Annotated in this window: 21 protein-coding genes; 12 read left to right on the top strand and 9 right to left on the bottom strand. The window is 43.6% G+C overall.

Annotated features, from left to right (window positions below; translation table 11 throughout):
- Positions 1-5 precede the first annotated feature (5 nt).
- Positions 6-1,016 (bottom strand): rhodanese-related sulfurtransferase, encoded by a 1,011-nt coding sequence (locus ACMXYW_RS06995; RefSeq protein ID WP_415905700.1) that lies wholly within the window; start codon positions 1,014-1,016, stop codon positions 6-8.
- 304 nt (positions 1,017-1,320) lie between these two features.
- On the opposite strand from ACMXYW_RS06995, the gene ACMXYW_RS06990 reads away from it, so the two are divergent.
- Positions 1,321-3,201, top strand: coding sequence for a methyl-accepting chemotaxis protein (locus tag ACMXYW_RS06990; RefSeq protein ID WP_415905699.1), 1,881 nt, complete (start codon positions 1,321-1,323; stop codon positions 3,199-3,201).
- A 150-nt stretch (positions 3,202-3,351) separates the two neighbouring features.
- Here the strand turns inward: ACMXYW_RS06990 and ACMXYW_RS06985 are convergent, their stop codons facing one another.
- Positions 3,352-3,930 (bottom strand): transglutaminase-like domain-containing protein, encoded by a 579-nt coding sequence (locus ACMXYW_RS06985; RefSeq protein ID WP_415898457.1) that lies wholly within the window; start codon positions 3,928-3,930, stop codon positions 3,352-3,354.
- A gap of 280 nt (positions 3,931-4,210) precedes the next feature.
- On the opposite strand from ACMXYW_RS06985, the gene ACMXYW_RS06980 reads away from it, so the two are divergent.
- The 3 genes from ACMXYW_RS06980 to purU all read left to right on the top strand — a co-directional run bounded on the left by ACMXYW_RS06980 (position 4,211) and on the right by purU (position 7,766).
- Positions 4,211-5,095 carry a LysR family transcriptional regulator gene (locus ACMXYW_RS06980; protein ID WP_415898458.1) on the top strand — a complete coding sequence of 295 codons (885 nt, stop codon included), beginning with the start codon at positions 4,211-4,213 and terminating at the stop codon, positions 5,093-5,095.
- Positions 5,096-5,340: 245 nt separating this feature from the next.
- The gene (locus ACMXYW_RS06975) at positions 5,341-6,753 is read left to right on the top strand and encodes a coniferyl aldehyde dehydrogenase (RefSeq protein ID WP_415905698.1); all 1,413 of its coding nucleotides are present in this window, start codon (positions 5,341-5,343) and stop codon (positions 6,751-6,753) included.
- A 155-nt stretch (positions 6,754-6,908) separates the two neighbouring features.
- The gene (purU, locus tag ACMXYW_RS06970; RefSeq protein ID WP_415905697.1) at positions 6,909-7,766 is read left to right on the top strand and encodes a formyltetrahydrofolate deformylase; all 858 of its coding nucleotides are present in this window, start codon (positions 6,909-6,911) and stop codon (positions 7,764-7,766) included.
- 126 nt (positions 7,767-7,892) lie between these two features.
- On the opposite strand, the gene ACMXYW_RS06965 is transcribed toward purU, so the two are convergent.
- From ACMXYW_RS06965 to ACMXYW_RS06955, 3 genes are all read right to left on the bottom strand, one after another.
- Complete coding sequence (locus tag ACMXYW_RS06965) at positions 7,893-8,294, bottom strand: VOC family protein (protein ID WP_415905696.1); 402 nt, start codon at positions 8,292-8,294, stop codon at positions 7,893-7,895.
- Positions 8,295-8,416: 122 nt separating this feature from the next.
- Positions 8,417-9,574, bottom strand: coding sequence for an SIR2 family protein (locus tag ACMXYW_RS06960; protein WP_415905695.1), 1,158 nt, complete (start codon positions 9,572-9,574; stop codon positions 8,417-8,419).
- Positions 9,575-9,872: 298 nt separating this feature from the next.
- Entirely contained in the window at positions 9,873-10,511 is a 639-nt protein-coding gene (locus tag ACMXYW_RS06955) for a glutathione S-transferase family protein (protein ID WP_415898463.1), read from the bottom strand.
- Positions 10,512-10,651: 140 nt separating this feature from the next.
- On the opposite strand from ACMXYW_RS06955, the gene ACMXYW_RS06950 reads away from it, so the two are divergent.
- Complete coding sequence (locus ACMXYW_RS06950; protein ID WP_415881513.1) at positions 10,652-11,206, top strand: TetR/AcrR family transcriptional regulator; 555 nt, start codon at positions 10,652-10,654, stop codon at positions 11,204-11,206.
- 128 nt (positions 11,207-11,334) lie between these two features.
- On the opposite strand, the gene ACMXYW_RS06945 is transcribed toward ACMXYW_RS06950, so the two are convergent.
- Positions 11,335-13,002 (bottom strand): glutamine--tRNA ligase/YqeY domain fusion protein, encoded by a 1,668-nt coding sequence (locus ACMXYW_RS06945; RefSeq protein ID WP_415887852.1) that lies wholly within the window; start codon positions 13,000-13,002, stop codon positions 11,335-11,337.
- Between the two features lie 300 nt (positions 13,003-13,302).
- Between ACMXYW_RS06945 and ACMXYW_RS06940 the strand changes: the two genes are divergently transcribed.
- Together ACMXYW_RS06940 and ACMXYW_RS06935 are read left to right on the top strand one after the other, a co-directional pair.
- Positions 13,303-13,824, top strand: a complete 522-nt coding sequence (locus ACMXYW_RS06940) for a peptidylprolyl isomerase (protein WP_415884660.1) — start codon at positions 13,303-13,305, stop codon at positions 13,822-13,824.
- Complete coding sequence (locus ACMXYW_RS06935) at positions 13,824-14,549, top strand: UDP-2,3-diacylglucosamine diphosphatase (RefSeq protein ID WP_415905694.1); 726 nt, start codon at positions 13,824-13,826, stop codon at positions 14,547-14,549. Before ACMXYW_RS06940 ends, ACMXYW_RS06935 begins: the two co-directional genes overlap by 1 nt.
- A gap of 67 nt (positions 14,550-14,616) precedes the next feature.
- Here ACMXYW_RS06935 and ACMXYW_RS06930 read toward each other — a convergent pair whose 3' ends face one another.
- Positions 14,617-15,225 (bottom strand): tRNA-(ms[2]io[6]A)-hydroxylase, encoded by a 609-nt coding sequence (locus ACMXYW_RS06930; protein ID WP_415894078.1) that lies wholly within the window; start codon positions 15,223-15,225, stop codon positions 14,617-14,619.
- A 139-nt stretch (positions 15,226-15,364) separates the two neighbouring features.
- Here ACMXYW_RS06930 and ACMXYW_RS06925 point away from each other — a divergent pair, with 139 nt between their 5' ends.
- A complete protein-coding gene (locus ACMXYW_RS06925; RefSeq protein WP_415905693.1) occupies positions 15,365-16,225 on the top strand; it encodes a hypothetical protein in 861 nt (286 codons plus the stop codon).
- Between the two features lie 19 nt (positions 16,226-16,244).
- On the opposite strand, the gene ACMXYW_RS06920 is transcribed toward ACMXYW_RS06925, so the two are convergent.
- On the bottom strand, positions 16,245-16,871 hold the full coding sequence (locus ACMXYW_RS06920; RefSeq protein WP_415905692.1) for a LysE family translocator: 627 nt from the start codon (positions 16,869-16,871) through the stop codon (positions 16,245-16,247).
- Between the two features lie 390 nt (positions 16,872-17,261).
- On the opposite strand from ACMXYW_RS06920, the gene fusA reads away from it, so the two are divergent.
- A complete protein-coding gene (gene fusA, locus ACMXYW_RS06915) occupies positions 17,262-19,349 on the top strand; it encodes an elongation factor G (RefSeq protein ID WP_415905691.1) in 2,088 nt (695 codons plus the stop codon).
- 188 nt (positions 19,350-19,537) lie between these two features.
- Positions 19,538-19,765: a DUF1059 domain-containing protein gene (locus ACMXYW_RS06910; RefSeq protein ID WP_415905880.1), complete on the top strand. Its 228-nt coding sequence runs from the start codon at positions 19,538-19,540 to the stop codon at positions 19,763-19,765.
- 6 nt (positions 19,766-19,771) lie between these two features.
- Here ACMXYW_RS06910 and ACMXYW_RS06905 read toward each other — a convergent pair whose 3' ends face one another.
- A complete protein-coding gene (locus tag ACMXYW_RS06905) occupies positions 19,772-20,494 on the bottom strand; it encodes a substrate-binding periplasmic protein (protein WP_415905690.1) in 723 nt (240 codons plus the stop codon).
- A 355-nt stretch (positions 20,495-20,849) separates the two neighbouring features.
- Between ACMXYW_RS06905 and ACMXYW_RS06900 the strand changes: the two genes are divergently transcribed.
- Positions 20,850-21,509, top strand: coding sequence for a DUF4253 domain-containing protein (locus ACMXYW_RS06900; RefSeq protein WP_415905689.1), 660 nt, complete (start codon positions 20,850-20,852; stop codon positions 21,507-21,509).
- Positions 21,510-21,673: 164 nt separating this feature from the next.
- Complete coding sequence (locus ACMXYW_RS06895) at positions 21,674-22,540, top strand: DMT family transporter (protein WP_415905688.1); 867 nt, start codon at positions 21,674-21,676, stop codon at positions 22,538-22,540.
- The last annotated feature ends 17 nt before the right edge of the window (positions 22,541-22,557 follow it).

The following is a 22,557-nucleotide window of genomic DNA, read 5'->3' as shown; positions in this document are numbered from 1 at the left end:
GCTGATTAGCCTTTAGAACGCTCTTTTTGCGCTGCGCGATAAGCGGCTTTGGCATCACGATGCGCTTGAACAGCATCTTGCACATCAGAACCTAGGTGAGATTCACCACGCTCCTTCGCTAGCTTTACTTGATGTTCACGTTCACGGAAACGCTGCTTTTGAGCATCACTCATCTTATCGATACAGTGCACACAGCTCACACCTTTCTCGTAAGAATCTAACTGCTTTTCCTCTTCTGTAATTGGCATACGGCACGCGTGACACTGATCATAGTCACCCACTTCCAAACCATGCTTTACAGAAACGCGGCCATCAAAGACGAAGCAGTCGCCCTTCCACATCGAATCTTCTTCATCTACCTCTTCAAGGTACTTCAGAATACCGCCTTCTAGGTGATAAACCTCATCAAAACCCTGCTCTTTCAAATACGCTGTCGATTTTTCACAACGAATACCGCCCGTACAGAACATGGCCACTTTCTTGTTCTTCTCTGGATCAAGATTTTCAGCAACATACTGAGGAAACTCACGGAATGTCTTAGTCTCTGGGTCGATCGCATTTTCAAATGTACCGATCGCCACTTCGTAGTCATTACGCGTATCGACCAAAACCACATCAGGATCAGAAATTAGCGCATTCCAATCTTTTGGTTTTACGTAGGTACCCACCACTTTTTTAGGGTCGATACCTTCAACACCCATAGTCACAATCTCTTTTTTCAATTTAACTTTGGTACGCATAAAAGGATTGCTGGTATCGAACGACTCTTTGTATTCGATAGGATTCAGGCGGTCATCTTGCTGCAACCACGCTAGCACTGTATCAATACCTTCGCGGCTTCCCGCGATCGTGCCGTTGATACCTTCATTAGCTAGCAATAAAGTTCCGCGCACGCCTACCTTTTGCATGCAATCGGACAATGGTTCTCTTAATGCTTCAAAGTTTTCCAGTGTAACGAATTTATAAAGAGCACAAACAACCGTCTGCTCTTCTGTATTTTGGGGTAAATCAGACATACAAGCTCCGCTAATTGGGACGTAAACCCAACGCAAAATATAAAGCCCCAGCCAATTTGACTGAGGCGACAACAATTTATCTGCACAACAGCAGATCTTGGGCGAAGATACTACCACAAAAACCAAGCGTTTAACTCAGGTACTTTGCATATTCTCCTCGATAAACACTCAACAATTTCATAATCCGAAATTGCCTTCCAAATATCTGGTCTAGAATAACTAGTTATCAACGCAGGGAAATTGCCCTGCCTAGCTATTCTTAAACTGGTCATAAACTTGAAGTCTCGTCTTTGAGGTTAACTGTATGAAAGTTTCACACAAGGTTGCCCTACTCGCTTCCACTGTTGTTGTCCTAACCTTTGCTATCTATTCATGGATTCAATACAGCAGCGTCAGAGATGCTCTGTATGAGAAAACAGAGCAAAGTACCCAAGAAGCCACCTTGGTCCTGAGCTATCAGATAACCAACTGGCTCAACGCCAAATTAAAACTGATCGATATGATGGCGGAGAGCATCAACGCAGACTTTTCTCAAGAAACCATACAGTCCACCTTCGATAATCCAATCCTTAAAAAAGAGTTTATTTTGATTTTTGGTGGCCTAGATACCGACGGTAAAAAGATAACCAATGACCCAGAATGGAACCCAACAGGTTGGGATGCACGAAAACGCCCTTGGTACCCTTATGCAAAACAAAATGACAGAGCGGTATTAACCGACCCTTATGCCGATGCTGCCAGTGGCGAAATCCTTATCTCAGCCGTAGCTAACTTCTACGATAACCGTCAATTCAAAGGCGCATTTGGTGGCGATCTAAGCTTAAAGACCGTATCCGATGCTCTGAACACCCTTAACTTCAACAACACCGGTTACGCATTCCTGCTCAACTCAAACGGCAACATAATCAGCCATCCCAACGCAGATATGAATGGTAAATCCATCAATGAGTTATTCGATGGCACTGCACCTAGCTTTAACCGTGAGCTAGCCGAATCATCCGTTAACGGCGATACCGTATTTGTCTCTTTTAGTAGGCTAGAAGATCTTCAAGGTAGCCAATGGCTAATAGGTGTAGTTTTAGATAAAGGCCTTGTAATGGCCGATGCTAATCAAATAGGTATCACTGCTCTCATTGCAACGATTATCAGCGCTCTTATCTGCAGCGGTGCTTTATATGTGACCGTATCTAAGCAGCTACTTCCTCTAGAAAACCTTCGTAGCTCATTAGTCGAGATAAACAGTGGCGAAGGCGATCTGACCAAGCGCCTAGAAGTTAAAACTCAAGATGAGTTTGGCCAAGTATCTACGGACTTCAACCAGTTTATTGGCTACCTTCAGGATCTAATCATTCGGGTAAAACAGATCTCCTCAGATGTACGCTCGAATAGTGACCACACCTTCAATTCAGCTTCTACAGCAGCTAATGAGCTTGAAAAACAACTATACGAGCTCGATCAATTAGCCACAGCAATGCACCAAATGTCCGCCACTGCTCAAGACGTAGCAACTAATGCACAGCATGCTGCAGATTCTGCACAACGCGCGGACTCAGCAGCCAGTGATGGTGTGGCGGTCGTGTCAAAAACGACAGAATCGATTAGCCACTTAGCGGGAGATATGGAAAACATTGTGAATACCGTCAACGAGCTAGCCGGTTACAGTAACAATATCGAATCCATACTCACCGTGATCACTGAGATAGCAGACCAAACCAACCTACTTGCCCTTAACGCCGCGATTGAGGCAGCCCGTGCTGGTGATAAAGGCCGAGGCTTTGCCGTAGTAGCCGACGAAGTCCGTGCTCTAGCCTCCAGAACTCAGCAATCGACTGAAGAGATCAAAGATATGATTCAGCAGCTCCAGTCTGGTGTAAGAAACGCTGAAACAACCATCACACAAAGCCGTGAACTAGCAGCACAAACCCAAGACGTTGCCAGCGAAGCGAATAATGTTTTGAATACTATCCGCGACAACATCCAAGAAATTAACCAGATGACAGTGCAGATTGCCACCGCGGCAGAACAACAAAGTGCTACATCAGAAGAGATCAACCGTAACACCACTAATATCCGCGACCTCAGCCAATCGGTGGCTAACAACGCAAAAGAACAGGAAGCCAACTGCCATCAAATGACTGACCTGACGCGTAAGCAAGATGCTGAACTTGGGAAGTTTAAGGTTTAAGAGCAGGACGCTGCTGCGCAGCTGTAGGGGAAAGCTGCTAGTTGTTAGTGACTAGAAAAAAGCTTTGAGGCGAAAATCGTAGGGTGCAATAGCGAAACGTATTGCACCGTTAGAATTATGTATTTGTGTAATACGCTCCGCTATTACACCCTACTTGCTTACAAGTTCGATATCAGGAAAATTATCCGCCACTTCCTGATAGGTTTTGCTGTTGGTAAGCACCTCTATCACAACCGACAAAGGCTCAGCCCAAATTTCAGGTAAATCTGCTTCCCCTTCCGTCACTATCGGAAAAGCTAATTTCTCGATCGGCGGACAGAATTTAGCCGAAACGCCCTCTTTGTTTCCCCTAGCGTCCGCGCGATACCAGCCATACCTCTCTAGATATATGGCGTTAAGACCATGAAGACAAAAAGGAGGGACATCTGTAATTGTCAGACGTTGATAACATAAGCCAGCAGGAATGTTATTAGCCCGTAACAGCGCAGCCAACAGGTGGCTTTTAGCGTAGCAATAGCCTGTACGATGTTTTAGAACATCTGATGCCTTGCAAGTTACAGGGTTTAGCTCGTTATCCTGGCTATGCCTTATTTCATCACGCACAAATTCAAAACATCGACTAGCAATCTCTTCTGGATCAGGGGAACCACCAGCAAGGTCTTTCGCCTGAGTGAAAACATCAGTATGTTCCCAATCAATAAATTCTGAAGATGCTAAATATTTATTCATTTGCGAGCTCGTATAAGACAGCTAATTGGCCGCCTAGTTAACTAATTTCCAACAATATATATAAAGACTTTGAACGCCGCACTTAGTTTAAAGCAAGCATCAAACATGACAACTTATCTTATGCCCTGAGTCTTTTCCTCTAGCGGAGCGTCCTAAAAGGCGAAGCCGATCTCTAGCTGCGCAGCAGCGCCCTCTAGCGAAGCGTCCTTCTTTAATCGTTCCTTGCTATTAAAAAAAGGAATATATTCTTCAGATACACATAAACAAATGAGTACCTCTTATGCTCGATGTCTCGGATATCATCCTTCTCAAAACCGTTGCTGAGGAAGGGAGTATTAGCAAAGCTGCGGAAAAGCTGCATATGTCTCAGCCGACCTTGAGCAAGAAGATTGCACGTTTAGAAAAAGTATTAAAAGTTGAGCTGTTCCATAGACAAAGTACAGGAATGAACCCAACAGCGATTGCCAATTACTTGATTGAGAGTGGTGAGCAGCTTCGTGCAAAGCTGGATACTTTATGTCGTCATGTTGAGCTTCTATCCAACCTTGAAGGTGGGACATTAAAGATCGGGGTGAGCCCTATTGTTGAGCAACTACTTTTCCCAAAAGTTCTGATGGACTTTGTCGAAGAGTCCAACAATATAGAGATCTCATTTAAGGTGGATCTACCACAGAAGATACCGAGCTTAGTGCTTAACGGTGAGATTGATATAGGTATTGGCCCTGCACTACCTCAAGAGCGCGCTTCCGAATTAGTCATCAGAAAGGTTCAAAGTGCACGCATTGTCTTTGTAGTTAGAGCCGGCCACCCATTAACTGAAAGCAAAGGGACCCTCCCTACCGATGAGCTTAATAATTTCCCGGGTATAGGTCCTAGCGTAAACAAGTCCATGTCAGAGTTTTTACAAGAAAACGATGTTTACCTACCGTTTAAAATCACATGTGATAATTACCAGATCGCTAAATCGATCGTTATGACTTCCGATTACTTCACCGGTGGCCCGAGAGAGCTATTTACTAAAGAGTTAGATTCCGGGGAATTAGTGCAATTAGATATTGCTGAAGAGATACCTTGGCAATCCTACTGCATTACACGTCAAGAAACTGAATATGCACCTGCGGTTAAGAAATTCATTCAGATTCTGGAACAATATTCAGATACATAACCCCGTTCTGTAATAAGAGCTACCCGTAACTCTCTGAAATAAAATTATTATTCATTATTTTTATTACCCTTAGTAATTTTTGTAAATTCCTTAATACCTAGCTAGCGACTAATCTATCGATATGTTTTCAAGTGTGTGAGCGATTCCTCTGATACAGCAAGGTATGTGAATCCTTAGAAGTCCGGTAAAGCTTGAGCAATGAGAGGCATGGAAAGCGATTAAATGACTTTAGCCAGGGTAATAAGATGACTAATTTGAACCACATCTCGCCAGATAATTTACAGATCACCTTTCAGACGATGCGTGGCGCATACAATGCGCAACCAGCACCCTCTTATGCTGGACGCGTAACTGTCCTTAAAACCCTTAAGGCCTCTGTCATTAAACATGAGCAAGCGATCTATGATGCTTTGAAAAAAGATTACGGTTATCGCAGTGAGTTCGACACGCTTATTGCCGATGTACTTCCTAGCGTCGCGGGCATTAACTACGCGCTACAAAATCTAAAGAAATGGATGAAACCTTCTAAACGTCATGCCGGTTTGATGCATTTCCCTTCATCGGTGAAAGTCCACTACCAACCTTTAGGTGTGGTCGGTGTTATTACACCTTGGAACTTCCCGGTATTCCTTGCACTCGGGCCTGCAATTCAAGCTTTAGCTGCTGGTAATAGAGTGATGATCAAAATGAGCGAGTTCACGCCTAATGCCAATCAAGTGCTACGCGAGATCGTCAAAGAGCTTTCCGAGCATATTCAGATTATTGAAGGCGAAGCCGATGTAGGTGCAGCGTTCTCAGCGTTGCCATTTGATCATCTGATTTTTACCGGCTCATCTGCGGTAGGCAAACTTGTCGCTAAGTCGGCTGCTGATAATTTAACCCCGATTACGCTAGAGCTGGGTGGAAAATCTCCAACCATCATTGATGACCAGATTAGTATGGATATTGCCGTTGATGCGGTGATCTTAGGTAAATCAGTCAACTCTGGGCAGATCTGCGTAGCTCCAGATTATATTTTTGTTCCTGAAGCGAGAGAAAACGAATTTATCTCTACCTTTATTGAGCGATACACCCAGTATCACTTGAACGGTGAAAACCAAAATTCACAAACTCATATCGTCAGCGAAAGACAATATGATCGCTTAATGGCTTTTATTGAGGACACCAAAAGCAAAGGCGGCAAACTTCACCCAGTCAAAGCAATAGAGAATGACGCAGGACGACGTGTCTATCCTCACTTAGTGACTCAGGTCACTGAGGATATGAGTATTCTAAAAGAGGAAATTTTTGGCTCGATCCTACCAGTCATGACCTACAACAAAATCGAAGAGGTAACGCGTTATATCAATGAGCGCCCAAGGCCACTTGCGTTGTATATCATGTCTAAGGATAACGCTTTAATTGATTACCTGTTAAACAACACCCATAGCGGCGGCGTATCAATTAATGACACTGCAATGCACGCTGCAGCAGATGATGCTCCCTTTGGCGGCGTAGGTAATTCAGGTATGGGTCACTATCACGGTTACGAAGGCTTCCAAACTTTTTCGAAAGCAAAAACAGTACTTCACTCAAGTCCTTGGCTACCTAAAAACGCCTTTATTCTTAAACACCGTGATTTTGTTTTTAAAACATTGCGAAAGTTTTTGCTGAAATAATTTTGTGAAAAAAACTAAGATCCAATCAGCTCCTGCTACTGAATAAGGGAGCTGATTAGCCCTTCCTATCAATCTCCATCCTTACGCCTCATTACCATCTATGGGGCCAAAAAAGATCGTCTAAACTTAATGATTATCTGGTAAAGGAGAGTTAAATGACTAGCAGTTCATGGATACTCACGGCTAGCTGTCCCAGCGAACTAGGAACGGTTGATGCTGTGACTGGGTTTCTCTACGAGAACGAACACTATATAGAAGAGCTCCACTCCTTTGATGACGAGAGCAGTCAGCGTTTTTTTATCCGAGCATGCTTTAGAACCAATAGCCACTTTGATCAGAGCACATTCAGCCAGCGTTTTTCCCTCAGAGCAGAAAAATTTGATATGCAATGGGAGTTACAGCCTAGTGATTACAAACCCAGAGTCGTTATTCTGGTATCTAAATTTGATCACTGTCTCAATGACCTGCTCTACAAAAAACAGATTGGTCAGCTAAACATCGAGATACCCGCCATCATTTCTAATCACCCCGATCTGAAAGATTTAGCAGACTGGTATCAGATCCCTTATCACCACCTTCCGATCACGCCAGAAAGTAAACAGCAGCAAGAACAGCAACTCTGGAAAATAATTGAAGACACAAACGCCGATCTAGTTGTTTTAGCCCGATATATGCAAGTGCTGTCGGATGAACTCTGTCAAAAACTGGAAGGCTGGGCGATCAATATCCATCATTCCCTCCTACCCGGTTTTAAAGGCGCAAAACCCTATCACCAAGCTTATGAAAAAGGCGTGAAAACAGTAGGCGCTACCGCACACTATATCAATGCCGATCTCGATGAAGGTCCTATCATTGCCCAAGGAATAGAACCTGTTGACCATACCTACTACCCAGAAGATCTGATCGCTAAAGGAAGGGATATTGAGCGCATCACACTCTCTCGAGCGGTGAAATACCATATTGAGAAACGAGTATTCCTCAATGGTAATAGGACAGTGGTTTTTAAAAAATAGGACGCTGCTTCGCAGCTAGAGATCGGCTTCGCCTTTTAGGACGCTTCGCTAGAGGACGCCGCTATGCGGCTAGAGGAAAAGCCGCTGCGGCATAGATCGTACGGATTTGAGTGATACGTTACGCTATTACACGCTACTGGCTGGTTGATGAAACTCGATTACATTGTCATCAGGATCTCTAATAAAGAAAAACTGAGCACCCTCGTATTCAACTTCTCCAGTAATCGGGAAACCAAGCTCCTCAATGCTGTTTTTTGCGGAATTGTAATCGGTTATTTCAAGGGCAATATGTGTATAGCCGGGGTATTTAAGGTCTGCTTCCATCAACATATTCTTTTTAGGTGCCTCTTTAGAGGCATTCAAAATAAGATTGATGTTTATTCCCGATGGATGCTCAATAATGGCAACAGGCTCTGGCCCCACAGGACCAACAATAAATTCAAATCCAAGCTTCCCATAGAATTCACGAGAAACCTCCATATCCCGAACTCTCAAGCCTACATGATTTATTCTGGTGATCTCTTTCATGATATTTCCTAGATGTTGGGATTTATAGAGGCAGCTAACGCCCAGCTCAACTGTGTAGCAAGCAGGCGGGCTTTTTGGAACAAAAAGCATGACAGTTTGAGGAGCCAGATTGCAGCTGTTTGTTATGCATTTTTACCTACTACACTTTCCATAAGACCACTTTCTAGAGCTTGTTCAAAGCTATCCTCTATGAACTCTACCTTTGATGATAGGCCTCTATAAGCTTGCCTAGCTGCCTCTGTCAAATAAGGATTCACAACTGTTAGCTCCGCATCGTTTCTTAAGTTTTTTGCAAAGAATGCTTTTATATGTATGTCAGCATCTGGAAATGAATACCCAATGAAGACAATTTTCTTTGCTGATCTAATTTCTAGTTGAGCTTCGTATATGAGATTTTGTACAACTGGATGCTTCAATATTTTACTATGTGTTGGGGGAACAATCAGAGTTGAGAGAGGATAGCCATCTCTAGGGCACAATTCAGCATTATCAATGTCTCCCATCCATGAAGGATCAAACCTAGGGAGTTCGCCGGTATCTAAATCTATATGTTTATTCCAAGGTGTAAGAACTGCCTGCGAGCAACAATTACAATATTTCCAGTTTAGGCTTCCATGAAGCTTAATTAATTTTATTGGTCGAGGATCACAATTGTCCCAATCGGGAATCGGCTCTCTGGGGTTGACCCACCAGTCAAAACCTATTAGTCCATCTTCTTTTGTGTAATTCAGAAAATCTATACAATAATCAATTAACCCGTGTCTTGGGTATAACCACCTATCAAAAGCATCGTCTATTTGATTATCGTAATTTGTAGTTATTATTGAAAAATTTCTATTCGTTTCAATTGCGCGCTCCCACAAAAATGAGTAAACGCTGTCATTCTCTCGGCCCTTTACTTCTCTCTCCCGCTTTGTAAGCGGGGATTTTGCTGACTTCGAAGTTATGAAATAAATTAGTTTAACCAGAGATTCTTTAAGTAGCCTCAGTTTTTCAAGAGTGTAGACCTTACATAAGGCAACATCATTATCGATGAAGTAATCTATGTATGAGAAAATAGTCTCCAATGAGGGATATGTATTGCTTTCCTCTGAATACGAAAAGTTGTTAGTGATAAAGGCACACACAATCTTCCTTAACTCTGAATTGTCAAATTCTTCATCTTTAGGAGAGAGTATCTCAGGAACTATATCTTTCTGAAGAGGCACTCCATCACTATAGGAAGCTCCCGCACCTAAGAAAAACAAACAGTCCCTTTCTTTCTGGTATTCAATAAACACTATCTATCCTCAAGTGCATAACATTTTTATATACGAGGCTCCGTATATCTACCCATGCCAGACATCCATCTATCTGTTTTATAGCTATTTTTGACTTAGCCCTAGACTGAAGGCAAGCATCAACCATACCTAATATCTCAATCAAACCATAAAAAAGGGCGTAACGGTTAACCCATTACACCCTACTTTCTAATCAAACTCTGTATTTGCCCTTTAGATTTTTCTCTAGCGAAGCGTCCTAAAAGGCGAAGCCGATCTCTAGCTGCGCAGCAGCGTCCTCTAGCGTAGCGTCCTGAATCTATTTAAGAACATCCTTCGCAAAATCCTGCTGACGAATCGTTTGGATATAATTCAGCACATTTTCGTGCTTAGCCACCAGCGGTTTACCTACTTCATTGCCTTCGATGTAATCGATAATTGGAATCAAGATTAGGTCTGCAGCTGTAAGTTCGTAACCGCAGATAAAAGGATAATCAGCTAGTTGATCAGCAACGATGGATAGTGCGTTTTCGATACCTGGCACTGCTGCTTCTACTTTATCCATGCGTACTGTGCCGTTTTCACCTTTCGGGAAGATGAACTCAAGCAGTACTTTACGCACAATTTCAAAATCGACATAGATACCGCTGATTCCACTCCACGCTTCAACTTGAGCTTGAGCATAAGGATCAGTTGGATAAAGTTTTGCGCCACCGTATTCATTTTCTAAGTAATGCAGAATTGCAACGGTCTCTGGAATTGGTCCTTTCTCAGTTAGAAGCACTGGAAATTTTGTATATGGGTGGATCGCTTTATGGCCTGGGGTATGAAAACCCACTGCTTCGCCATCCACTTGTGTAGTTACCTCGTAAGGCAATCCTTTTAGCTCGCAAGCCATCATTACACTGCGCACAAATGTACTGAAAGATGGACCATAAATTCGGATTGGTGCAGTCATGCTTAAACTCCTGTTATCTAATTCGGTTAACTCATTCGGTTAACTACCTGAGCTCCACTTTATTGACCGACACAATATGTTCAAGAACATATTTTAAACTTATGCCATACTCCGGCATAAGCAAGTACAGGAGTAGTTTTATGGGTTGGACGGCTGAACAAAAGCAGCAGAGTCGTAAAAAGATTATTGATAGCGCTGCAGAACTCTTTACCAAAGATGGCTTTGATAAAGTGGCGATTAACGATGTGATGAAACACGCCGGCCTTACCCGAGGGGCGTTTTACAATCACTTTGAGTCTAAGAGCGATCTCTACGCCGAAGCGATCTTGAGCGCTGCTCACCTAGCGAAAAGTCATACCATTGAACGCTCGGGTTTTCAGCTGTCAGATATTATTGAAACTTACCTGAGCGACAAACATCGGAATGGTGAGTTCTGCTGCCCTTTAGCATTCTTAACCACGGACATTCATCAACGAGATGATCAGGTTCGCACCACCTATACGCGCGTACTGAAAGGCTTTATCAATAATATCCATGAGCTAAATGAAGGCCAGCCGGCCCTCGATGAGAGCGAAGCGATTAAGAAAGCAGTCCTAATGATTGGTGGGGTTGCGATTGCCAGAGCGGTGAATGAAGATGATTTTGCGGAGCAGCTATTAAGCGCCTGCCGCGAAGGAGTTAATAAGGGCGGGTAAGAATCGGATAAAGGCAAGAAGAAACAGCTTGGTGCGGATAAAGGCCGTAAAGTGCATCAAATAAAAAAGGCGCCTTTAGTAGACGCCTTTACCTGATACTTTCCGGGTTTAGCCGAATTTAGCAGGGTTTATTTTCCCCACGAATCACGCAGGCCAGCGGTACGGTTAAATACCAACTTATCAGCTGTAGAGTCTGAATCTACGCAGAAGTAACCGGTACGCTCAAACTGGTAAGCGCTTTCTACTGCAGCATCAGCTAGACCTACTTCACAACGGCTGTCAGTTCTAACCACTAGAGATTCTGGGTTGATGAACTCAAGGAAATCTTTTTCCTTATCGCCTGTTGGGTTTGCTTCTGAGAACAAACGATCGTACTCACGCACTTCACAAGGCACCGAGTTATCAGCAGATACCCAATGCACAACGCCTTTAGCTTTGTAGCCTTCAGGGTTAGCACCGGCAGTTGCTGGATCGTAAGTACATTTCAATTCAACAACGTTACCATCCGCATCTTTGATAACTTCTTGGCAGGTAATAACGTAAGAACCACGTAGACGAACCGCAACTCCTTGCGTTAGACGCTTCCACTTACGTGGCGGTACTTCTGCAAAGTCATCTTGTTCGATAAGAATGTTGCGTGTGAACGGCACTTTACGAACACCCATAGTTTCATCTTTAGGATGTTTAGGCAGCTCGAACCACTCTTCCTGACCTTCATCATAGTTAGTGATTGTGACTTTAAGTGGCTGAACAACACACATTGCACGCGGCGCATTCTTGTCTAGGTCTTCACGTACGAAGAATTCGAACTGAGCCATATCAACTGTGCCGTCAGTTTTAGCAACCGCTAGACTATCACAGAAGTTACGTACCGCAGCTGGCGTGTAACCACGACGACGTAGGCCAGAGATAGTAGGCATACGCGGGTCATCCCAACCATTTACATGGTTCTCATCAACAAGCTGCTTCAGCTTACGCTTACTGGTTACTGTGTAGTTTAGATTTAGACGACCAAACTCATACTGACGTGGCTGAGATGGTACAGGTAGGTTCTCGATGAACCACTCGTACAATGGACGGTGATCAGCAAACTCTAATGTGCAGATTGAGTGCGTTACGCCTTCAATCGCATCTTCTTGGCCATGCGCAAAATCGTAGCTTGGGTAGATGCACCATTTATCACCGGTCTGGTGATGAGATTCTTTACGAATACGGTAAAGAATCGGGTCACGCAGGTTCATGTTAGACGATGCCATGTCGATCTTAGCGCGCAGTACACAGCTACCTTCGTCAAATTCACCCTTGCGCATGCGTTCTAGAAGATCAAGGTTCTCTTCAGGTGAACGCTCACGGTATGGGCTGTCTTTACCTGGTTCAGTAGCCCAACCACGGTACTCTTTAGCCTCTTCTGGGCTTAGGTCACAAACGTATGCTTTGCCTTCGCGAACAAGGTGCTGCGCCCACTCGTAGAACTGATCAAAGTAGTTCGACGCGTAACGAACTTCACCCGCCCACTTAAAACCTAACCATTCAACGTCTTGCTTGATGGCATCAACGTATTCTTGATCTTCTTTGGTCGGGTTAGTGTCATCAAAACGTAGATTACATTCGCCGTTATATTTCTCAGCAGTGCCAAAGTTCAGGCAGATAGACTTAGCGTGGCCAATGTGAAGATAACCATTTGGCTCTGGCGGAAAACGTGTAACAACTTTTCCGTTGTTCTTACCGTCTTCCAGATCCTGTTCAATCACCTGATGAATAAAGTTAGTAGGTTTACTGCTTTCTGTATTGCTCATAAAAACGTCTTAATCCCGACATTGCATGAATTCTGAATTGCCCCGAAACGCGTCCACATCAATAGGGCATAAATTGTTGTACATTATAAACGGATGCGCCGCCTAATTGGCAGTGAATATCAGTAAGATTTTTTCAATAAATTTCTAAGTAATCCCCGCATACCAAAAAGGCCGCCTACAATTCTTTGGGGTTGGTACTTTAGAATCAATTATTCGCCACTTAGGAATAAACAGTGATGCGTTTCTCTTAGACTTGCGTATAATGGGCCGGTCAAAGGCGAAGAAGTGGACTTTACAACAATGATCATCCTCCATACTAATTTTGGTGATATCTCTATAGAGCTAGACCACGAAAAAGCTCCGAAAACAGCAGCAAACTTCGAGCAATATGTCACGGAAGGCTTCTACGATGGCGTTATTTTCCATCGTGTAATCAATGGCTTCATGATCCAAGGCGGCGGTTTTGAACCAGGTATGGTACAAAAAACCACTCGCGAAACTATTGAAAACGAAGCAGACAACGGTCTATCTAATGCGGCAGGCACTATCGCTATGGCGCGCACAATGGATCCACACAGCGCATCTGCACAGTTCTTTATTAATGTTTCTGACAACACTTTCCTTGATCACACAGCTAAAACAACTGAAGGCTGGGGTTACGCGGTATTTGGTAAAGTTGTTGACGGTATGGATGTAGTTAACAAACTTAAAGCAGCATCAACTACTATCCGCGCAGGCCACCAAGATGTACCGGTTGAAGATATAATCATCGAGTCAGCTGAAATCGTTACAGAAGAAGTAGAAAGCGCAGAAGAAGAATAATGCCCGTATACTTTGTCTCAGATATACATCTGAAACCCGAACGCCCGGATCTTACCCGGGCGTTTTCGTATTTCCTAGAACATACTGCTACCGATGCGACACAGCTGTATCTTCTAGGGGATATTTTCGAAGCATGGATTGGCGACGATTGCCCTACTCCTGGCTTGGATGATCTTTCACAGCAACTCAAAACATTAAGTGACAAAGGCTGTGAAATTTTCTTCCAACACGGCAACCGCGATTTCTTGGTAGGCGAACAGTTCTGCCAAAGCATCGGTGCCAAACTGCTACCTGAAGAACTCGTACTTTCATTGCCAATTGGTAATGCCGTGGTGCTTCATGGTGATCAGCTTTGCACTGATGATACTGAGTACATGCAGTTCCGCGCTTTGGTTCGCAATCCACAATGGCAACAAGATTTCTTAAGTAAATCATTGGAAGAGCGTTTAGCTATCGCTCGACAACTGCGAGACACCAGCAAACAACGCACAACCGAAAAGTCTGACTACATCACTGATGTAAATGCAGATGCGGTTAAACAATCTTTTGCTGATTACAAAGTTTCACTGATGATCCATGGTCATACCCATAGACCTGCTTTACATGAAGTTGAGCTAGCTTCCGAGTCTGCGACACGTATTGTGCTCGGTGATTGGGACAAACTCGGCTGGTATCTTAAAGTCGATCAAGATGGATACGATCTCATTAGCTTCGAAATCGAATAATTAAGTACTCACAACAAGATCATTAAAAAAGGCCGCAATTGCGGCCTTTTTCTTTAAGCGTTTACATTCAGATGAATGTTGGAGCACCACTATGGAAACGGAACTCGTCATCCGGAGATTCAATCAACTCTCGCTCAACTTCGCGGAAAAACGCTACGCGCTCATCAATAGGCTCACCGGCATAGTCCGCAGCAAGACCTAAGTAATCTTGGTAGTGACGGCCTTCTGATTTCAGCAAAGAGCGATAGAACTTAGCCAATTCCTCATCCAAGAACGGCGCTAATTTGGCAAAACGCTCACAAGAGCGCGCTTCTATATAAGCACCAATAATTAGAACATCGATCAAACGACCTGGCTCAGATGTACGCGCATGGGTACGCATACCACCTGCATATCTTGCAGAAGACATGTGATCATAAACCACACCTCGGTCCTGCATGATCGCCAGCACTTGCTCAAAGTGAATCAGCTCTTCACGTGCTAGACGTGACATCTTGTTTAACAACTCAAGACGATCAACATAGCGAAACATCAATGTCATTGCTGTCGAAGCCGCTTTCTTCTCACAATGCGCATGATCAATCAGAAGGATATCCTGATTCTGCAAAGCAGCTTGAATCCAAGAATCGGGAGTTTCACATGCTAAAAATTCTTTGATCTCGTCGAGAGCGTCCATTAATACCTGACCTAACACACGTTGTAATAAGGAGGCGCATTATAGCCATTGATATAAGACTTTTTAACCTCGGAAGTCCTATATTCCTTAACTGATTGATCTACTACAATAAAATGGTCCAATTTGGTTGAGTCGTACAATGCGAACTTTTTTAACGCTGATGTTATTAGTATCAAGCCACCTTAGTGCCGACACCCTATCGATTGGTGTTCATGCTAATTACGTTAATGAGCATTTTAAATTAGCGGCCGGGAAACAGGGCTATTCCAATGTTTTGCCGGTAGAAGCGTGTCCAGCATTAGACTCTGAAGAATTAAAAGATATTCAGCGAATCACCATGGATATTATGGTCATTTGCAACGCTGTAAAATCTGCCAAGTACGTCGATATTATTCGACTGGTGCCATACCCTAATGTTGCACGAGGCATACAGTTAGCCACTAATAACAAGATTGATATGGTTGGCCAATCGCTATTTGAAAGCGATCATCTCGCAGAAACAAACCTCTTAATAACCACACCCATTATTCGCAATGGCGAATTTCAAGTCGGCGTTTTTTCTACCAAAAACAGAACTGACATTTTAGAGTTAGGTGAAGATATCGATGTCACAAAACTAAGAGGCGTTACGGTCAAAAGCTGGAAAACTGATCAAACGGCCCTGAACGATATTGGAGCTAAGCAAGTTAACCTACTACCTACTAGAAACCTTATCGCTAAATTTATCTCTAGTGGCCGTGGAGACTTTACCCTCTCCTACCTTAAAGAGCCGGTAGTCACGAGAATCGGCGGCGAGTTAATCAGAATACAAGGGGTAAAAGTTAGCTTTGATGCGTCCCGCTCGTTTATTTTACCTGCGCGCAACACTCAACTTTACAATATCCTGCAAAGCTATATCCAAGAGCAAAGACAAAAATCACCAGATGCGATTCGCCAAGCTTATATACACGCAGGCTTTATTACTGAAGACTACGATCACTGGCGTGATTTGGCTAAGTAGCAGGCAAGATTAAGTAGCACTATCTTTCAGTCGTAACGAGCTTCAGCGCCAAACCAACAAAGACGGTGCCTGCCACTTTATTAATAATCGACTGACCCAATTCGGAATCTTGAATCCAACCACGCAAACTCCCCGAAAGTAGCGCCACTGAGCTCATGACAAAGAAAGCTACAACGATAAAAACCATACTTAAGGTAAATAGCTGCTGACTCAGTGAGCCAACCGCAGGATCGGCAAACTGAGGCAGGAAGGCCATAAAGAAGATCGCCAATTTAGGATTAGTAGAACTCATCAGAATCCCACGACGATAGAGTTGCATCGCACTAAGCGGTGGCTGCTCCGACATAGATACCTTGGCAGCAGCCGCACGAAAAGAGATAAACGCTAAATAAAGTAGATAACCCACACCGACGATTTTAAGCAGAGTGAATGCCACAGCACTGGCCTGAAATATTGCAGCAACACCTAAAGTCACAGCCACAGTATGAAATAGCAGACCGGTACATAAACCCAAAGTGACTATAATCCCTGCTTTACGGCCATGAAGAATCGACTGTATCAAAACAAAAATATTATCCGGCCCCGGCGCATAGGAGATTAACGTAGACGCAACAATAAATCCGATCAACACATCAACACTTAACATACTTATGTTTACCTAAATGAATCATCTATCGGATGATCATAATCGGTCGTCACAATCATTCAAATCCCCTATTTAATCTAATTCATTTAACTTTTTGGGGTTACGACCCTTTTTTAGTTACTAGGTACCTTAGCGAATTCAAAAAGCTACTAAACCGTACAATTTAATCTTTTATCCTATAACGCCCACATGTTCCCTTTATATCAATAATTTAAAATCAAAAATTCAGTTAAAAAAACTAGCAGCAATTATAAAAGCCTTCCGTTAATACCCCATCATCAATAAATATCAGCTGAAAGAAGTATTTCCTTGTAATTTTTCTTCGAAAAGTCATAAAAAACCTTGTATACTGTCGCGCAATTTTAGGACCTCACTTAGTCGAGTATAGAGATGACAGACTTAACCAAGTACAGAAACATCGGTATTTTCGCGCACGTAGATGCGGGTAAAACCACAACAACAGAACGTATCCTTAAGCTTACTGGTAAGATCCATAAGATGGGTGACGTTCACGATGGCGAAGCTACTACTGACTTCATGGAGCAGGAAGCTGAGCGTGGTATCACAATCCAGTCTGCAGCGACGACTTGTTTCTGGAAAGATCACCGCATGAACATCATCGATACTCCGGGCCACGTAGACTTCACAGTTGAAGTATACCGTTCCCTAAAAGTACTTGACGGTGGTGTGGGTGTATTCTGTGGTTCCGGTGGTGTAGAACCTCAGTCTGAAACTAACTGGCGTTACGCGAACGAGTCTGAAGTAGCTCGTTTGATCTTCGTAAACAAACTAGACCGTCTTGGTGCTGACTTCTACCGCGTTGTAGATCAGGTTAAGAACGTACTAGGTGCTAACCCACTAGTAATGACTCTACCAATCGGCCGTGAAGACAACTTCACAGGTGTTGTAGACGTACTAACTCAGAAAGCTTACATCTGGGACGATACTGGCCTTCCAGAAAACTACGAAGTAACTGACGTTCCTGCTGACCTAGCTGATGATGCAGCTATGTACCGTGAGCAACTAATCGAGACTGCTCTAGAGCAAGACGAAGACCTAATGATGGAATACCTAGAAGAAGGTACTGAGCCATCTATGGACGACATCAAGCGCTGCATCCGTGAAGGTACTCGTAAACTAGACTTCTTCCCAACGTTCTGTGGTTCTGCGTACAAGAACAAAGGTATCCAGCTTGTTCTAGATGCAGTTGTTGACTACCTACCAAACCCAGTAGAAGTTGATGCTCAGCCACTAACTGATAAAGAAACTGGTGAGCCAACAGGCGAAGTAGCAACTGTATCTGCAGATGAGCCTCTACGCGCACTTGCATTCAAAATCATGGATGACCGTTTCGGCGCTCTAACGTTTATTCGTATCTACTCTGGTGTACTGAACAAGGGTGACACAATCCTTAACTCTTACACTGGTAAAACTGAGCGTATTGGCCGTATGGTTGAGATGCACGCGAATGATCGTACAGAGATCGACACTGCTCAAGCTGGTGATATCATCGCAGTTGTAGGCATGAAGAACGTTCAAACTGGTCACACTCTATGTGATCCTAAGAATGAATGTACTCTTGAACCAATGATCTTCCCTGAGCCAGTAATTTCTATTGCTGTATCTCCAAAAGATAAAGGCTCTGTAGAGAAAATGGGTATCGCTATCGGTAAGATGGTTGCAGAAGATCCATCTTTCGTAGTTGAAACTGACGAAGATTCTGGTGAAACAATCCTTAAAGGTATGGGTGAACTTCACCTAGACATTAAGGTAGACATCCTTAAGCGTACTTACGGCGTTGAGCTAGAAGTAGGTAAGCCACAGGTTGCATACCGTGAAACTATCACTCAGTCTGTTGAAGACAGCTACACGCACAAGAAGCAGTCTGGTGGTTCTGGTCAGTACGGTAAGATCGACTACCGCATCAAGCCAGGTGAGCCAAACTCTGGCTTCACGTTCACTTCTACAGTAGTAGGCGGTAACGTACCTAAAGAATTCTTCCCAGCTATCGAAAAAGGTTTCGCTGGCATGATGGAAGAAGGTGTACTAGCAGGCTTCCCTGTACTAGACGTTGAAATCGAACTATTCGATGGTGGCTTCCACGCGGTTGACTCCTCTGCAGTAGCATTCGAAATCGCAGCTAAAGGCGCGTTCCGTCAGTCTATCCCTAAAGCGGGTGCACAACTTCTTGAACCAATCATGAAAGTTGACGTATTCACTCCAGAAGACAACGTTGGTGATGTAATCGGTGACCTTAACCGTCGTCGCGGCATGATCAAAGACCAAGAAGCTGGCGCTACTGGCGTTCGCATCAAAGCAGACGTACCTCTGTCTGAAATGTTTGGTTACATCGGTCACCTACGTACTATTACTTCTGGTCGCGGTCAGTTCTCTATGGAATTTGAACGCTATGCAGCTTGCCCAGCAAACGTTGCTGAAGAAGTAATTGCAGAAGCTAAAGCTAAGAAAGAAGCATAATTTTCTTCCTAGCTAATCCCTTTAAAAAGCCCGTTGAGAAATCAGCGGGCTTTTTTGTTTCTCTCATCAACTCCCTTCTTCTTCCCCCACACTCTCTTTAAACGAAGTTTGTCCAAATGAACCCTTTCAACTACCCTGAAGCGAACAACTAAACAGAATTTTTCTATAGGAGAAATAGCGTGAAAACCATGACCTGCAGGCAACTTGGCGGCGGATGCGATCTTGAGTTTACAGCCAATACATTTGAAGAGATGTCCGAACTAGCAAAACAACATGGTATGGAGATGTTTCAGCAACAAGATGCCGACCACCTAGCAGCGATGCAGAAAGTACAGCAGATGATGTTAGACCCTGAAGCGATGCAGGCTTGGATGAACGAAAAGCGCGAAGAGTTTAATGCCCTGCCAAATGACTAGCCTTGCCTAATATTGGTATTTGCTTTCGATCGCAGCAAAGGTTCCATCGGCCTTCATCTGCTCCATCGTTAACCGAACTTTCTCTACAAAACTTGGCGTCACTCTCAACTTAGAAAACAACAGATAAGTTGACCAAGAAAGCACCTCCATTCGCTCACCGTTGTAGAGAACAATATCGATCTGATCTTCCAGTTCTTGCTCTTGGATGTAGTACATCACTGGCAGCAAATCACCAACAAACATATCTACTCGATCATTCAGCAACTGCTTAACACTTTGTTCAGTCGAATCAGCCAACTCAACTTTATGAAACTTCTCGCTGTCTAACGCCTGTCTGAAATGACCGCTTCCGTATAGATAGCCTGCTCTAACAGAGATATCTTTATCTTTAACATTTGAAAAATCAGGCTGAACCTCAAATTGATCAGATTTGCGCTTAAACAGCACATAGCTTTGCTGAATCAAGACACTATCAACGTAGTAACCCCATTTCTGGCGTGGTGCATTTTTTCCGGCATTAAAGAGCAAATCACGCTCTCCATGCTCAGTCACATAGACCGCACGCTTCCACGGAAAAAACCGGAAATCAATTTGCTTAACGCCGACTCGGGTCAGAGCCTCTTTGGCAATGTCTACAGCAAGCCCTTTCGGTTCGCCGTTTTCACGATATTCATAGGGAGGGTAATGAAGCGTCGTTGCAAAGATCACTTCTGGAATATCGTCAGCCAAGGCAGCCGAAGAACATAGCGCAAAAAAACATATTATCTTTGCTATGTATCGATTTAACCCCATCTAGCATGCCTCGATTTTCTCAAATATCTACAAAGTATTATGCATATTCCACATAGATCAAATCAGGCAATTTGCTACTGACTTACGTTAAGCTTTAAGCCACCGATTGGAAGAACACTCATAACACCGTATCAAAGAATATCAGTCACTTTCTTCCAACTGCACGTAACTGCTCGACCCATACTTAAAAATTACTGATTAACTAAGCCACTCCCTTAGCAACTCAAACAGACTTATAAATCCCCCTCCTATTTCTGATACCATTACGCGAAACTATTCTTTAGGGCCGAAAATGAAATTCGTCAATCTTGATCCAGCTGATGCCTTCGCAAAAGCTATTAAGGCAAGCAGCAAAGATAACAAACTGGTGGTATGCGGTACTGAAGAAGATAAATCTTATATTGAAGAGCACCTTCTAGAAAGCTCGCAATCTCCAAAAGATATTATCCGCGCTGCTGCAAATATCAAAGCAGCTACATGGCTCAGCAAACGACGCCAACTGTTAGAATCAGATGAGGAGTTAAACCTCGCAGAAATAACCGGCGAATTTAAAGCTGAATCAAGCGATAAACAGGGCTTTAATCTTGCGACAGACTTTGTCACAGGCGAAGCCGTTGATAACCTTCTAGGCGTCAAAATTAAAACCGACAGTAGCTGGAAGATCCCTGCTCATTTTAAATTTGGTGGCTGGAACGCTTGCCCTGAACCAGAAGTTCACTGTGCAATATGGAAACACTGGCAGCTAAAGTATGGCGCTAAGATTGTCGGCGTCAGTAACGACGTGATTGAAGCCTATATCACTAAGCCACCACAAACCACCGAAGAAGCAATGAAACTGGCTTGGGAGCAATATCTATATTGTCCGGATATTGTAGATCAAGGTGTTGAAACAGTTTCAAAACTAGCAGAAGTTCTACTTAACCACGACTGCTGGTACTTCTGGTGGGATTAGGTTTAAAGACAGGCCAAGTTCAGTAGAAAACGGCTAAAAGCAGCAAAAGACTGATAGAGAAAGAACTTACAGAGTAAAGTCCCGTTCTGACAGCTAAATGACTGGCCGTCAAAACAGGCTTAGGGTACTGTCCTTACACCTACATACCTAATACCGAGTTAAGGATGACATTAAAATCCAAAGCACTTCTCATTGCTTTCCTGCTAGTTGGCTTGTCGCTCATACCTGTCGGGGACTCTGCAGGAAAACTACTCGGAATACAGGGTGTAGATCCCCTCTTTATTGCTTGGAGCAGGCTAGCAGTAGGCTTTGCGTTTGTCTTACCTTTCTCCGGATTGACGGTTCAAGAGATCAGTCAGCTCTTTAACTGGCGCTTATTAATCCGCGCCGGTTTATTCAGCTGCGCTATTTTCAGCATGCTAACCGCACTTAAAACCGAGCCTATCGCCAATGTCTTTGGCATCTTTTTTATAGGACCAATCGTTTCTTATTTCCTAGCCGGATTGATTCTTAAAGAGACAATTACACCGGCTCGCTCAATCGCTTTGCTTATAGGCTTTGCCGCTGTACTGATGGTAGTAAAACCAGGATTTGATATGGGAACCGGCACACCTTTAGCACTACTAGCAGGTACGTGTTTTGGTTGTATGCTGGTATGCAATCGATGGCTGGCTGGACAATTTAGACCAAGACTCATTCTGCTATCCACTCTCTTAGCGGGTAGTTTAGCCCTAGCGCCAATAGCTATACCGACCATCCCTACAGAATTGGATACCAATCTTGTCACACTAGTTTTAATTAGCTCACTTGCTTCTGCTGTTGGTAATCTCATTATCTTACAAAGTAGCAAACATCTAGAAGCCAGCATTGTTGCACCGTTCGTTTATTCTCAACTCATTATCGCCATAACGCTTGGGGTTGTTTTGTTTGATGAATGGCCAGATATGATCAGTGGTATTGGACTCATCATTATCTTTTCTTCTGGTGTATGCTCTTTTTTCCTATCCAACAAAAAGCCATCTAACTCATAAGAAAATGGCCTTTTAGT

It is taken from the genome of Neptuniibacter sp. QD48_55, from assembly GCF_047778115.1.
Classification (GTDB): domain Bacteria; phylum Pseudomonadota; class Gammaproteobacteria; order Pseudomonadales; family Balneatricaceae; genus Neptuniibacter.
Note: the sequence above shows the minus strand (reverse complement) of the source record. Positions and strands in the feature narration are given on the sequence as shown.